The organism is Rhodanobacter hydrolyticus (assembly GCF_044904645.1).
On the sequence record NZ_JADIKK010000008.1, the window covers coordinates 2,878,643 to 2,892,121 of the forward strand.

Consider the following 13,479-nt stretch of genomic DNA (forward strand, 5'->3'; position numbering starts at 1 on the left):
GCGTAGCGGGGCCCTTCGACCCCGCTACGCCGCACTGGATGTCCCGACGTTTCGGGAGCGGGCGCTCACTCCATCCGCAGCATCGCCACGCCATGCGACGGCACGTTGGCCGTGAAGCTGCCGCGTGCGGCCGGCAGATCCTTGTGCGTCCAGAGGTCGCGCACCTTCATGCGCAACGAGGCCGGCAGGTTCAAGTCCGCCCAGTCCACGGTGATCGCGTGGGCGGTGGCGCTGCGGTTGAGCAACAGCACCGCGCGTCCGCCGCCCTTGAGCGGGCGCGCCCAGACCTCGTAGTCGCCCTGCTTGGCGACGCGGCTGGCTTCGATGCCCAGCGGGTCCTGGTCCACCGCGATCACCTCGCGGTTGGTGAGGATGGCCTTGGTCTCCGCGCTCATGTCGGCGAGGTCGTTGCCGGCCATCAGCGGAGCGGCCAGCATGGCCCACAAGCTGAAGTGGGACTGGTACTCCACGTTGCTCATGCCGCCGTTGCCCACTTCCAGCATGTCCGGGTCGTTCCAGTGGCCGGGACCGGCGAAGCCGTCCAATCCCACCTGCAGGTCGAGGATGGCCAGCACGCTGTGCTGGTAGCCGTCCTGGCCCGACCAGTGGTCGTAGATGTCGTCGGTAGTGCGCCAGAGGTTGCCGACGTTCTTCGCCCACAGCCACGGCTTGTTGACGCCCCACTCGCAGATGCTGAACACGATGGGGCGGCCGGTGGCGCGCAGGGCGTCGCTCATCGTCGTGTACGTGGACGGTGCATCCTGCGTATAGGTGGAGCACCAGTCGTATTTCAGGTAATCGACGCCCCACGAGGCATAGGTGCGCGCGTCCTGGTACTCGTGCCCCCAACTGCCTGGGCGCTTGCCGCAGGTGAGTTGGCCGGCGTCGGAGTAGATGCCGAACTTCAGGCCCTTGGCGTGAATGTAGTCGCCCAGCGCCTTCATGCCGGAGGGGAAACGCAGCGGATCGGGCCGGATGTTGCCCTTGGCGTCGCGCTCGCCCTGCCAGCAATCGTCGATGACGATATAGACGTAGCCGGCGTCGCGCATGCCGGAGCTGACCATCGCATCCGCCGCCTGCCGGATCAGCTTCTCGTTGATCTTGCAACCGAACCTGTTCCAGGTGTTCCAGCCCATCGGCGGCGTCAGTGCCAGTTCGTTCGGCGTGCGCGGTGGCGCGGACTCGGCATGCAGCATCGCTGCGACCAGACCGCAAGCCAGCACCATCGTCAACAGCATCCGCAATCGCTTCACCGTCCGTTCCTCGTGCAAAGAATCGTGTGAGCCGCGCACCGGCGGTGCGCGACCCGCGTCAGTTGTCGATACGAACCATCACCACGCCGTGCGAGGGAACCTCGGCGGCGAAGCTGCCGCTTGCGCGCGGCAGGTCCTTGTGTTGCCACAGGTCGCGCACGCGCATGGCCACGCCCCTGGGATAGCCGAGCATGCCCCAGTCCGCGGCGATACGGCTCGCCTGCGCGCCACGGTTGAACAGCACCACCGCTCGGCCGCCACCCTTGAGCGGCTTGGACCAAACTTCGCGGTCGCCATCCTTGAATACGCGCTGCCCCTGCACACCCAGCGCATCCTGATCCACTGCAATCACTTCGCGGTTGGTGAGGATGACCTTGGTCTCCGCGCTCATGTGGGCGAGGTCGTTGCCGGCCATCAGCGGTGCGGCCATCTCTGCCCACAGGCTGAACTGCGATTTGTATTCCTCGTTGCTCATGCCGCCGTTGCCGATTTCCAGCATGTCGGGATCGTTCCAGTGGCCTGGACCCGCGTAGTGCGCCAGCTCGGCCTGCATGTCCACGATGTTGGTCATGCCGTTCTGGCGGCCTGCACGGCTTTCCCAACCGTCATAGATATCGCCGGTAGTGCGCCAGAGGTTGCCGACGTTCTGCGCCCACAACCAATCCTTGTTGCTGCCCCAGTCACACTGGCTGAACACAATGGGGCGGCCGGTGGCGCGCAGTGCATCGCTCATCAGAGTGTAGGAGGACTCGCCGTCCTGCGTCCCCGTGTTGCACCAGTCGTACTTGAGGTAATCCACGCCCCAGGAAGCGTAGGTGCGCGCGTCCTGGTATTCGTGGCCGCGGCTGCCGGGACGGCCGGCGCAGGTTTTCGACCCCGCGTCGGAATAGATGCCGAACTTCAATCCCTTCGAGTGTATGTAGTCGGCCAGTGCCTTGATGCCGGAGGGGAAGCGCCCGGCGTCGGCGGTGATGTTGCCTTCGGCGTCGCGCGGGCCGTGCCAGCAGTCGTCGATCACCACGTACTGGTAGCCGGCGTCCTTCATGCCCGAACTTGCCATCGCATCGGCGGCGGCGCGGATGGTCCGCTCGTCGATGTTGCATCCGAAGTGGTTCCACGAGTTCCAGCCCATCGGTGGCGTGAGCGCCAGCCCGTTCGGTTGCCGTGGCGGTTGGGGTGGCTGTCCCCCAGCGTATGCAGGCGATCCGACGCACACGAACCACGACAGCAGCATGAAACCCGACATTACCAACCAGCGCATCGACTTCTCCCCGGTGTGCGAAACGTGCAATGGAATGCATTCGGCCGACTTCGTGTCACGCGAAGTCGCACACAGCATAATGTCCGACAATAGAACAATTGTCGGATGATTTGGCCGGTCATTCAACATTGCTATGCAGCACGGGTGCCGCTTCCGCGGCACTGGTGGAAGATGGATTGCCAAGCGACGCGAAGCCCCTGGCTATACTCGCGAGCTGTTGCCCGCGCGCGATGCGGGCTGGACCGCCGGGCACCGCATGGGTCGCAATCCGCACATTCCGTCGTTGCATGGCCGCATCGTGGTCATCACCCGTCCGGCCGGCACCGCTGCCGCGATGGCGCGGCGTGTGCGCGCCTGCGGCGGTGTGCCGTTGCTTTTGCCTGGTCTGTCCCTGCGTGCTGTCGACGATCCGCGGTTGCCCGCAGCCATGCGTGCCGCGTTGAAGGACGAGCTGCTGGTGTTCACCAGTCCGGCGGCAGTGCGTTTCGCCGCCGCGCTGCTCCCCTTGCGCAGCAAGGCCATGGTGCTCGCGGTGGGGCAGGGCACGGTGCAGGCGTTGCGCAGGCGTGGCGTGCGGGCGCAGGCGCCTGCACGGCAAGATAGTGAAGGCGTGCTCGATTTGCCGGTGATGCAAAACCTGTCAGGCAAGCGCGTGGTCCTGGTAGGTGCCCCTGGCGGTCGCCGCCTGTTGCACGGGCAACTGGCCGCACGTGGCGCGCAATGCCACGAAGTGCAGGTGTATCGACGCGTACCCCCGCGACTGGACAGGCGGCATGTCGATGCGGTGCTGGCGTTGCCGCGTTCGGCGCGCGTGCTGCTCTCCAGCACCGAGGCGCTGCACAATCTGATGGGCCGGTTGCCCGCGTCGGCCATGGTGCGCTTGCGGAAGGCCATGGCCGTGGTCAGCAGCGAGCGCCTGGCACAAGCGGCGCAGGGCGAGGGTTTCACGCGCATCGTGCTGGCCAGGTCTGCGCTGGCTGCCGATCTGCTTGAGGCCGCCGCATCGCGTTGACGGCTTCACGAGCTTGCAACGAACGCTTGAGGCCTGCCTGTTAGCATGCCGGCATGAACGAACAAGACACCAAGCCATCTCCATCGCCGGTCGCTGCGCCGCGCGCCGACAGACCGCTTCCCATACGCGACGCTGCGCCGCGTGGCGGCAGCATCGCGCTGGCCTTGCTGTTGGCGTTGCTCGCCCTGCTGGCCGTCGGCTACGTGGGCTGGCGCCAGTGGCAACAGCGGGTCGGCATCAATGCCACCGTTGCCAATTCGAAGAACCTGCTCGACCGGGTGGATGCGCTGGAAAAAAGGCTGGATGGTCTGAAGGGTGGCAGCGCCAGCCTCATCCAGCGACTGGATGCGTCCGACCAGCTCGACCGCGGGTTGCAAGCCGCGCAGCAGGCGCAAGGCGATCGCCTGCGCCAGTTGGAGGAGGCCGTGGGCAAGCTTTCCGAGAACACGCTCAGCGCACATGACACCGCCTTGCTGGACGAAACCGAATCGCTGCTGCGCATGGCCAAGGAGCGCTATGACCTGTTCCATGATGCGCAAGGTGCGGCTGCGGCCTATGCACTGGCCGCGCAAACGCTGGCCGCGGTGAACGACGGCGCATTCGCGGACCTGCGGCAGAACGTCGAGGCCGAACACCTCGCCCTGCTCGCCAGCCAGCCGGCTGGCCAGGATGAGGCGCTGGGCAAGCTCACCAGCTTGCGGGATGCCGTACCTGCGTTGCCGCTGAAGCCGCTGGATGCGCCGGCGGGCCCTTCGTCGTCCGGCGCGTGGTCGCGCATAACGCGTGCGCTCGCAAGCGTGGTCAGCGTGCAGCGCGACAACGGCGCGCCGTTGGCGGTGGCCGATGCGCGCTTTGCGCGCGAGCTGGTGGCGTTGGATCTCGCGCAGGCGCAGGCGGCGCTGCTCGCACATGATCCCAAGGCCTACGTCGGTGCACTGCAGCGCGCCGACGCCGGCCTCGCTGGCCAGTTCGACGGCAACGCGGACGCCGTGCAGCAGGCTCGCGCCAGCTTGAAGCAATTGGCCCTGGTCGTGCCCAACGACGCACCGGTGCAGCTTGGTGCCGCTTTGTCGGAACTGCGCAACCTGCGCGCGGTGCACGCGCTGTCGAACAGCCCCGCGCCCGCGGCGTCGGTACCTGCGCAACCCAAAGGGGTGGCGCGATGAGCTTGTGGCGCTGGATCCTGCTGTTGGTCATCGTCGCGGCGCTGGCCGCGTTCGGCTGGCATTGGGTGGCAGTCGATCCCGGCTACGTGCTGGTGCGCATCCGCGGCTGGAGGGTGGAGACCTCGCTGCTCGCCGCCGTGGTCATCCTGCTCGTGGCGTGGGCCGCCCTCGTTGCGGCATGGCGGTTGCTGCGCTGGCCGTTCGGCGCGTTGTCGCGGCGGCACCGCAGGCTCAGCCGCAAGCGTCTGGGCGAGGGCCTGATCGCGCTGATGGAGGGCCGTCATGGCGACGCCGAGCGCGATTTGAACCGCGCGTCGCGGCTGGGCACGTTGCGCGGCGTGGCCTTGCTCGCCTCCGCCGAAGCCGCCTCGCGCCGAGGCGAGCATGGCCGCGGGCTGGAAATCCTGGCCGAAGCCTCGCAGGCTGCGCCACAGGCCGCACGGATATTGCGCGCACGCATGCTGCGCCGAGACGGCAAGGCGGCCGAAGCCGTGGCCCTGCTGGCGCCCGATGCCGACAAGGCCGCATTGCCACCCGGCGGCTGGCGCGAACTGGCACTCTCCGCGCTGGCCGTGGGCGACACGCGGCGTGCCTTGGCTGCATTGGATCCTTTGCAGAAAAGCGGTGCGCTGGGCATGCGCGGGTACACCACGCTGGAAGCCAGGGTACTGACCGCCGCCATCAATGCCGCCCCTGATGGCGCCGCTCTCAACACCTTATGGTCGCAGTTGCCCAAGACCCAGCGCCGTGCCAACGCCGCCGTCGATGCCTACGCACGTCGCGCCGCCGGCTTTGGCCTTGTACTGCCGGCGATGGACGAACTTGAATCGGCGCTGCGCCGCGAATGGTCGCCGGAACTCGTGGAAGCCTATGGCGTGCTCGCCGGCGGCGACCTGGCTGCGCGCCTCGGTCGCGCCGAAAGCTGGTTGTCGGACCATCCCAACGACGCCACCCTGCTGCTCGCTGCCGGCCGTATCTGCGTGCGCTCCGGGCTCTGGGGCAAGGCTCGCCAATACCTCGAGCGCTCGCTGGCGTTGGAGCCGGGCAGCGGCGCATGGGAGGCACTGGGCGACACGCATGCAGGCCAGGGCGACGCCGCGCAGGCGCAACGCTGTTACCGCAATGCGCTGGCCATGGCGCGTGGCGAAACGGTGCAGGTCACGCATTCCGCCACGGCCGGCGTGATCGACACCAGCGCCATCGCGATCGAGGAACGCGACGAGCATGGGGTGCCGAGGTTGCGCCGATAGGCCTTCCGGGTCCTTTCCGGCGAGGAGCACGTGCCGGGCGGAGGATGCTCGTCACTGTGATTGCGTGACCTGATTTGCAGCTTTCCCCTGGTCCGGAGCATGCGGCTCCAGGGGGCGGACTTTTCCTTGCACTTCCGACCGTTTAGGTGCATAGAGGCCTCCGGGCCTCCCTCGATGTACCTTCCGTTCCCCGCCGGTCACGGCCCGGGCTGGCATCAACCGTCTGGAGTGACCATGGCTACCGCGATTCTCGAGAAGCTTGCTTCTGTCCCCCGTTACCCCACCCTGCGCACCACCGAGAGTGCAGATGCGTCCGTGCACTGGTGTCACATGCACGCCGATCTGGCCGCCTCGCCCGGCCGCGCCTGCTTCAAGCCGGCGCTGGTCGCCGACATCCTTCAATACCAGAACGTGCTCGGCGACAGGCTGCGCCGGGAACGCATGTATGGCGAATCAGGACTGCGGCACGTGGTGCTTGCTTCCGACTGCGATGCGTTCAACCTTGGCGGCGACCTCGAATACTTCTGCGAGGCGATCCGTCATCAGAACCGTCCTGCGCTGCTGACTTACGCCCGGCAATGCGTGCGTGGCGTGCATGCTTTCCATGCCGGGCTGGATGCCGACGTGCACAGCATCGCGCTGGTGCAGGGCGATGCATTGGGTGGTGGCTTCGAAGCCGCGTTGAGCTGCCACACCATCGTCGCGGAAGAGGGCGTGGGCATGGGATTGCCGGAGGTGCTGTTCGACCTGTTCCCGGGAATGGGGGCCTACTCCTTCCTGTGCAAACGCATTCCGCCCCAGCAGGCCGAGCGATTGATGCTTGGCGGCGACATCCTGTCCAGCGAAGAGCTCTACAAGATGGGGCTGGTGGACGTGCTGGCTCCCCGTGGGCAAGGCGCGCAGGCGGTCGAGGAAGTCATCCGTGGCAACCGCCGCATCCCGCATGCGCGGATGGCCATGCATCGGGTCCGGGCGCTGGCACAACCGGTGACGCTGGAGGAGATGATGGCGATCACAGAGATCTGGGTGGACACCGCGCTGCAGCTGGGCGAGAAGTCGCTGCGAACCATGGAAAGGCTGGTGCGCGCGCAGTACCGCCGGCACGGCGAACAGGCCGTGGTGCAGGCCTGATCATGGCGACAACGGGCTGTCCTCGCGCGCGGGTGTCCAGCTCCCGCGCGTCTGCAGCGCCTGCTCGCCGTCATGCAGGCGCTGCGTCAGGCTCTCGCAATGGCGCTGCCAGTCGCGCTCCAGTTCGAAGGCGGTCATGCGCATCAGGCCGCCACTCAACCCGGCGCACTGCACCAGGCCGAGATTGCCGGAGATTCCCTTTATGGCGTGGGCCTGGTCGCGGAACCGCTCCCAGTCGCCCTCCGCTCCGGCCTGGCGCATCCTCGCCAGCGCCAGGCGTGCGTCGACAACGCACTGATTGATGAAGTCGGCCTCGAATGTCTTTCCCATCCCAAGCGCGGCGAACTCATCCAGCACCGACATGTCCAGCACCTGCTCGGCGGAGGCGTGTACGCTCGGGCGGGCGCTTTCCACCTCCTCGCCGCTTCCACCGGTCAGGATCGTCGCGATGGCATCGAGCAGCCTTACGGCGGCAAAGGGTTTGGTGATGAAGGCGCGCGCGCCGGCATCGCGGCACACCCGCGCAGACTCGGGAGTGGCATCGGCGCTGATGATCACCACCGGCGTGCGGGTACGCGTGCCCGCCTCCATCACACGCAGCTGACGCAATAGGTCGATGCCGCTCAGTGACGGCATGTGCAGGTCCAGCAACGCCAGGTCGAAGCCTCCGCCCGCCAGCGCATCCAACGCGGCTTCGCCGTCCCCCACTGTCATCACCCGATGCCCGGCCTTCTGCAGTACGCCCTGCAGGAGCAGGCGGTTGGCGGCGTGGTCGTCGGCGACCAGGACGCGTGCCGACTTGATCCGCGCGCGATGGCGCGAGAACGGATCGGCAAACGCAATGATGTTGTGCGCCGTCGATGATGGGGGCGATATGCGCGCGTCCGCGGCTTTCGGTTTGGCGCCGGCGGATGCGGGCGCGGGTTCCACGGCGGAACCGAACGGCAGTTCGACCCAGAAGCGGCTGCCGACGTTTTCGCTGCTTTCGAACCCGATCGATCCCCCCATGGCTTCGGTCAGGCCCTTGGCGATCGTGGTTCCCAGGCCGGTGCCCTGGTGCTTTCGCGCAAGGCTGCTGTCGACCTGCTCGAATGCCTCGAACAGTTTTGCGCGTGCCGATGCGGGAATGCCGATACCTGTATCCGAAACCGTGAAGCGCAGGCGCACCTCTGTACCGACCCAGGCCGATTTCGCCACCGTCATGCGAACTTCGCCCGACGCGGTGAATTTGATCGCATTGCTCAGCAGGTTCACCAGTACCTGCTGCAGGTGATGGGGGTCGCCGCGCAGTTGCTCCGGCACCTCCGGCAATACCGTGACCGTGTATTCCAGCCGTTTCGAGCGGGCCTCGGGGCGCAGCATCAGGTTGATCTGCTCCAGCAAGGCATTCAGGTTGAAGGTTTCCTGCTTCAGCCGCAGCTTGCCGGCCTCGATCGCCGAGATGTCCAGCACATCCTCCACCAGAGCCAGCAGCGAGCGGCTGGCAGCCTGGATGGTTTCAAGATAGCCGCGCTGCTCCGTATCCAGCCTGGTGCTCGCCAGCAGCTCCGACATGCCCGACAGCCCGTTCAATGGCGTGCGGAACTCGTGGCTCATATTGGCGAGGAACCGGCTCTTGGCCAGGTTGGCGCGGCGGGCTTCTTCGATCGCGGCGGTCAGCGCCTTGAGCAGGGAGGCGAAGTACAGCGGTACCGCGATCAGGCCAAGCAGCAATCCCCAGGACAGGTAGCGGTTCTGCAGCCAATAGGGAGTGACCGTCATCATCGCCGCGAACGACAGCGCGGCCAACGCCGTGGAGGCGTACAGGTAGCGCGGTCCGTAGCGCATGCCGTTGCCGATCGAAACCCACAGGTAGGCCGCGTACAGCGGGGAGGCCGACTCCCCCTGCAGGAGCATGACCCCGCCAATCGCCGCGTAGTCGGCCAGCATGCCCAGCCAGCGCCGTACCCACGACGGTTGCGGAGCAACGAGAATGGCGGCCAGCAGGCCGATCGACAGCGCCAACTCCCCGAGCAGGATCAGCCAGGTCGAGAACAATGCCGGGCTGTCGTCGCCCCAGTCGACCTTCCAGCCGAGATAGGTGGAGAACAACATGGTGATCGCGATGCGCACGAATACTTGCGCATGCTCACTGTCCGCGCGCCCGTGCAATCGCCGGCGTACCCAGGCCAGTGCCGGGCGCACGCGGTCAACGCCAGTCGCGATTGAGCGGAACACGGGAGAAACGTTCGCAAATGCCGCGCAGTCGCGGCAGGTTGTCCATGAGCGAGCGCACACAGGCCGGATCCAGCATGGCGCCGCTTTGCGCGCCAATGAATTCGAGCGCTCGCTCGATATCCCAGGCTTCCTTGTAGGGGCGCGGCGACAGCAATGCATCCAGCACGTCGGCTACGGTCGCCACCCGCGCCTCGATCGGGATCGCCTCGCCAGCGAGCCCGTCGGGGTAGCCGTTTCCGTTCCAATGCTCATGGTGGCGCAGCGCGATCTGCGCCCCCGCCTGGATGAAGCGGTTCTGGCTGTCCTGCAGCAGCTGGTAGCCGATGCGCGGGTGCTGTTGCATGTGCAGGCGCTCCTCCGCGTTCAACGGGCCGGGCTTCATCAGGATCGCATCGGGAATGGCGATCTTGCCGATGTCGTGCAATGGCGCAGCCAGCTCGATCGTGCGTACCTGCTCCTCCGGAAGCCCCAGGCCTTCCGCAATCAGTCCGGCTATATGCGACATGCGCTCGAGGTAGGCGCTGGTGCCGGCATCGCGGAGCTCGATGGCCCGTGCGAGCCGTGACAGCGTTTCGCGCTCGCGTTCCTCCACTTCGTGCATGCTGGCCAGGAGTCGCTGCTCCAGCGACAGCGAGCGTTGCTTGATCGACTCCGACTGTTGGCGCAACTGCAGCAGGTTGCGGCAACGCGCGCGCAGCTCGCGGGGATGGACCGGTTTGACCAGGAAGTCGATCACGCCGGCGTCCAGCGCCGCCTGCCGCACCGGTTCGTCGCCCACCACCGTGACAAGCACGATGGGCACGTCCCGATTCCGCAGCGGCTTGCGAAAGGCCATGGCCAACTCCAGCCCGTCCATGTCCGGCATGCGGTAGTCCAGCAGCAGCAGGTCGGGCCGGTTGCCCTCGCACCAATCCAAAGCCGCCTGGGGCACGCCGAAATCATGCACGACGAGTTGCGGGCCGATGCCCTGCACGATATGCCGTAGCATGGTTCGTGCCGAAGGTTGGTCGTCGACGATCACGACATCCATGCAGTCCCCCTTTCAGCCAGAGCGCATGAAGGCGCGATTGTCCGCATCCTCCCCGCAATCCGGCGCCTTGGCAAGGGGCAGTCCAGGGGTCTGGACTGCCAAAAAAATGGTGGAAGACGGCGGGAAGGGAGCCCGCTTTCCCATGTCCGCGGCGAACCCATACAGCCAACGTATCGGGTCAAGGCTGGCGTGACCGACGCCTGCGTCGTTGCGACCTGGGAATGCGACAAGCGAGTGGCGCCAAGGTTGCAGGGACAAGAAGCGAACGCTGCGTGGATTTGACCGGGTAATTGCATCCGTTCGATGCGCGCCGCGTTGCTGGTCGGGTTCGCTGGGCATCGATAATCACGTTGCCGGTTGCAGATCCTTGGTGAGAAAGATGCGGCTGGTGCCCGGCGGATCGCAGGGGATCGTCCCGAACTCGCGCCAGCCATGTTTCTTGTAGAACTCCGGAGCCTGGAAGCTGATCGTGTAGAGCACAGCGGCCCGACAACCGCGCCGCCCGCCTTCCGCTTCGGCCATCTGCAGCATCCGGCTGCCGATGCCCGATCCGCGCAGGGCTTCCGGCAGAAAGAACACGTCGAGGAACAGCAGGCCAAGAGAAGTGCGACCAGTGATTCCGCCCAAGGTTTTGCCTGTCAGGGGATCTCTCGCCAGCACGGCAAGGGGACGCCGGTCGACGATGCCGCTGGCATCGATGTTGAACCGGTCCAGGCTGTCGGAGACCACGGCAAGATCCGCGGCTTCGGGTGCGTCCGTGACGATGATATCGGGTGGGTTCATGGGGTTTGACGGCCTGCTGTCTGGGTCAAGTGCTTGGCGAGGAAGGAGAGGTCTGTCCGATGCCGCACGTGTCTACAGGGGCGTGAGGTTGGCATAGGCCGCCACCAGCCATTTGCTGCCCGCGTCTTCGAAGTTCACCTGCAGCCGCGTGTGCGCGCCGCTGCCCTCGGCGCTGACCACCACGCCTTCGCCGAAGCTGGGATGGTTGACGCGCTGTCCGAGCTTCACCGGCAGGTCTTCCTGCAAGGAAGGAGGATCGACATGGCGGCTGGCTCCGGCGTACAGCGGCCGGCTCACCTGCACGCGTGGGCGCACCTCGTCGATCAGTTCGGCCGGCATCTCGGCGAGGAAGCGCGAGGGGCGCGCCAGCATTTCGGTGCCGTGCATGCGGCGCGATTCGGCGTAGCTGACGACGAGGCGTTCGCGGGCGCGGGTGATGCCCACGTAGGCAAGGCGGCGTTCTTCCTCCAGCCGGCCTTCGTCTTCGGTGGAGCGCTGGCTGGGGAACAGGCCTTCTTCCAGTCCCACCAGGAACACCAGCGGGAATTCCAGGCCCTTGGCGGAGTGCAGGGTCATCAGCTGCACGCAGTCGTCCCACGCTTCGCCCTGGCCTTCGCCGGCTTCCAGCGCGGCGTGCGAAAGGAAGGCGGACAGCTCGTCGAGGCCGGCGTCGATGTCTTCCTGCGTGCGCTCGAAGCGGCTGGCGACGTTGACCAGTTCGTCGAGGTTTTCGATGCGCGCCTCGCCGTTGCCGCGGCTGTCCTTCTCGTAGTGGTCGCGCAGGCCGGTATGGCTGAGCACGTGGTCGATCTGCTCGGCGAGGGGCAGCGTCGAAGCCCTCTCTCCTCCGGAGAGAGGGTTGGCCGAGGCGGCGGTCGAAGCGGAACTTTCCGGCGAATCCCGCCCTTCTGCTCGCTCCTCAAAGCCGGTGCCCCGCAGGGGAGAGGGCGAAAACGTGCGGGCCATCCCTTCGATCAGCGCAAGGAAAGTCTTCACCGCATTCTTCGCACGCCCGGCCAGTTCGCCGCCAGCGAGTTCGGCGAGTGCCGCTTCCCACATCGACGTGGTGTCGTGGCGTGCGCGACGGCGCAGCACGTCCAGCGTGCGGTCGCCGATGCCGCGCGGGGGCGTGTTCACCGCGCGCTCGAACGAGGCGTCGTCGTGGCGATTGGCGGTGAGGCGCAGGTAGGCCAATGCGTCCTTGATTTCGGCCCGCTCGAAGAAGCGCTGGCCGCCGTAGACGCGGTAGGGGATGTTGCGCTGGGTGAGCTGTTCCTCGAAGTTCCGCGATTGCGCGTTGGAACGGTAGAGGATGGCGCAGTCGCGCGCGTTGCCGTGCTCGGCGACGTATTCGCGGATGCGCTCGATGACGAAGCGCGCCTCGTCCTGCTCGTTGTACGCGGCGTAAAGCGCGATGCGTTCGCCCTCGCCGCCGTCCGTCCACAATTCCTTGCCGAGACGGCCGCCATTGCGCGCGATCACGCTGTTGGCGGCCTTGAGGATAGTGGCGGTGGAGCGGTAGTTCTGTTCCAGCTTGATCGTGCGCGCACCGGGAAAGTCACGCAGGAACTGCTGCATGTTCTCCACTTTCGCGCCGCGCCAGCCATAGATGCTCTGGTCGTCGTCGCCCACGGCGAACACCTTGCTGCTGTTGCCGGCGAGCACTCTGATCCAGGCGTATTGCAGCGCGTTGGTGTCCTGGAATTCGTCGATCAGCAGATGCCGCCAGCGGTTCTGGTAATGCTCCAGTACGGCGGGGTTCTTCAGCCACAGTTCGTGCGCACGCAGCAGCAGTTCGGCGAAATCGACCAGGCCGGCGCGGCGGCAGGCGTCTTCGTAGGCCTGATAGATGCGTACCAGGGTGGCGGTGACGGGATGGTCGCGATGTTCGATGGCGTCGGGGCGCTTGCCCTCGTCCTTCCAGCCGTTGATCGTCCATGTGGCCTGCCGCGGCGGGAATCGCGCCTCGTCCAGTCCCAGGCCGGCCACCACGCGCTTCACCAGCCGCTGCTGGTCGTCGGCGTCAAGGATCTGGAAGCCTTCCGGCAGGCCGGCCTCGCGCCAATGCCGTCGCAGCAGGCGATGGGCGATGCCGTGAAAGGTACCTACGGTAAGGCCCTGCGTACCGCCGGGGATCAGGCTTTCCAGCCGCGCGCGCATCTCGCCCGCAGCCTTGTTGGTGAAGGTGACCGCAAGGATCGCCCACGGCGGCACGCGCTCCACCTGGGTGAGCCAGCCAATGCGGCGTGTGAGCACACTGGTCTTGCCGGAGCCGGCGCCAGCGAGTACGAGGTAGTGGCCAGGCGGTGCGCAGACGGCTTCGCGCTGCGCGTCGTTGAGCGAATCGATCAGGTGCGAGACATCCATCGCGCCAAT

General features: G+C 66.5%; 10 protein-coding genes. 4 read left to right on the top strand and 6 right to left on the bottom strand.

Annotation, left to right across the window (positions count from 1 at the left end):
• Positions 1-65: 65 nt before the first annotated feature.
• Positions 66-1,253 (bottom strand): glycoside hydrolase family 27 protein, encoded by a 1,188-nt coding sequence (locus ISP25_RS15530; protein WP_404615154.1) that lies wholly within the window; start codon positions 1,251-1,253, stop codon positions 66-68.
• Between the two features lie 58 nt (positions 1,254-1,311).
• Positions 1,312-2,514, bottom strand: coding sequence for an alpha-galactosidase (locus ISP25_RS15535; protein ID WP_404615156.1), 1,203 nt, complete (start codon positions 2,512-2,514; stop codon positions 1,312-1,314).
• A 256-nt stretch (positions 2,515-2,770) separates the two neighbouring features.
• Here ISP25_RS15535 and ISP25_RS15540 point away from each other — a divergent pair, with 256 nt between their 5' ends.
• The 4 genes from ISP25_RS15540 (at position 2,771) to ISP25_RS15555 (ending at position 7,073) form a co-directional block, all read left to right on the top strand.
• A complete protein-coding gene (locus tag ISP25_RS15540) occupies positions 2,771-3,526 on the top strand; it encodes a uroporphyrinogen-III synthase (protein WP_404615158.1) in 756 nt (251 codons plus the stop codon).
• Positions 3,527-3,579: 53 nt separating this feature from the next.
• A complete protein-coding gene (locus tag ISP25_RS15545; RefSeq protein WP_404615160.1) occupies positions 3,580-4,692 on the top strand; it encodes a uroporphyrinogen-III C-methyltransferase in 1,113 nt (370 codons plus the stop codon).
• A complete protein-coding gene (locus tag ISP25_RS15550; RefSeq protein WP_404615162.1) occupies positions 4,689-5,942 on the top strand; it encodes a heme biosynthesis HemY N-terminal domain-containing protein in 1,254 nt (417 codons plus the stop codon). Before ISP25_RS15545 ends, ISP25_RS15550 begins: the two co-directional genes overlap by 4 nt.
• 234 nt (positions 5,943-6,176) lie before the next feature.
• On the top strand, positions 6,177-7,073 hold the full coding sequence (locus tag ISP25_RS15555; RefSeq protein WP_192158062.1) for a crotonase/enoyl-CoA hydratase family protein: 897 nt from the start codon (positions 6,177-6,179) through the stop codon (positions 7,071-7,073).
• Here the strand turns inward: ISP25_RS15555 and ISP25_RS15560 are convergent, their stop codons facing one another.
• The 4 genes from ISP25_RS15560 to ISP25_RS15575 form a co-directional block, all read right to left on the bottom strand.
• A complete protein-coding gene (locus tag ISP25_RS15560) occupies positions 7,074-9,257 on the bottom strand; it encodes an ATP-binding protein (RefSeq protein ID WP_404616325.1) in 2,184 nt (727 codons plus the stop codon).
• Positions 9,258-9,261: 4 nt separating this feature from the next.
• Positions 9,262-10,320: an HD domain-containing phosphohydrolase gene (locus ISP25_RS15565; RefSeq protein WP_404615164.1), complete on the bottom strand. Its 1,059-nt coding sequence runs from the start codon at positions 10,318-10,320 to the stop codon at positions 9,262-9,264.
• 345 nt (positions 10,321-10,665) lie between these two features.
• Positions 10,666-11,103 (bottom strand): GNAT family N-acetyltransferase, encoded by a 438-nt coding sequence (locus ISP25_RS15570; RefSeq protein ID WP_404615166.1) that lies wholly within the window; start codon positions 11,101-11,103, stop codon positions 10,666-10,668.
• A gap of 72 nt (positions 11,104-11,175) precedes the next feature.
• The gene (locus tag ISP25_RS15575; RefSeq protein ID WP_404615168.1) at positions 11,176-13,470 is read right to left on the bottom strand and encodes a DNA helicase II; all 2,295 of its coding nucleotides are present in this window, start codon (positions 13,468-13,470) and stop codon (positions 11,176-11,178) included.
• Between the last annotated feature and the right edge of the window lie 9 nt (positions 13,471-13,479).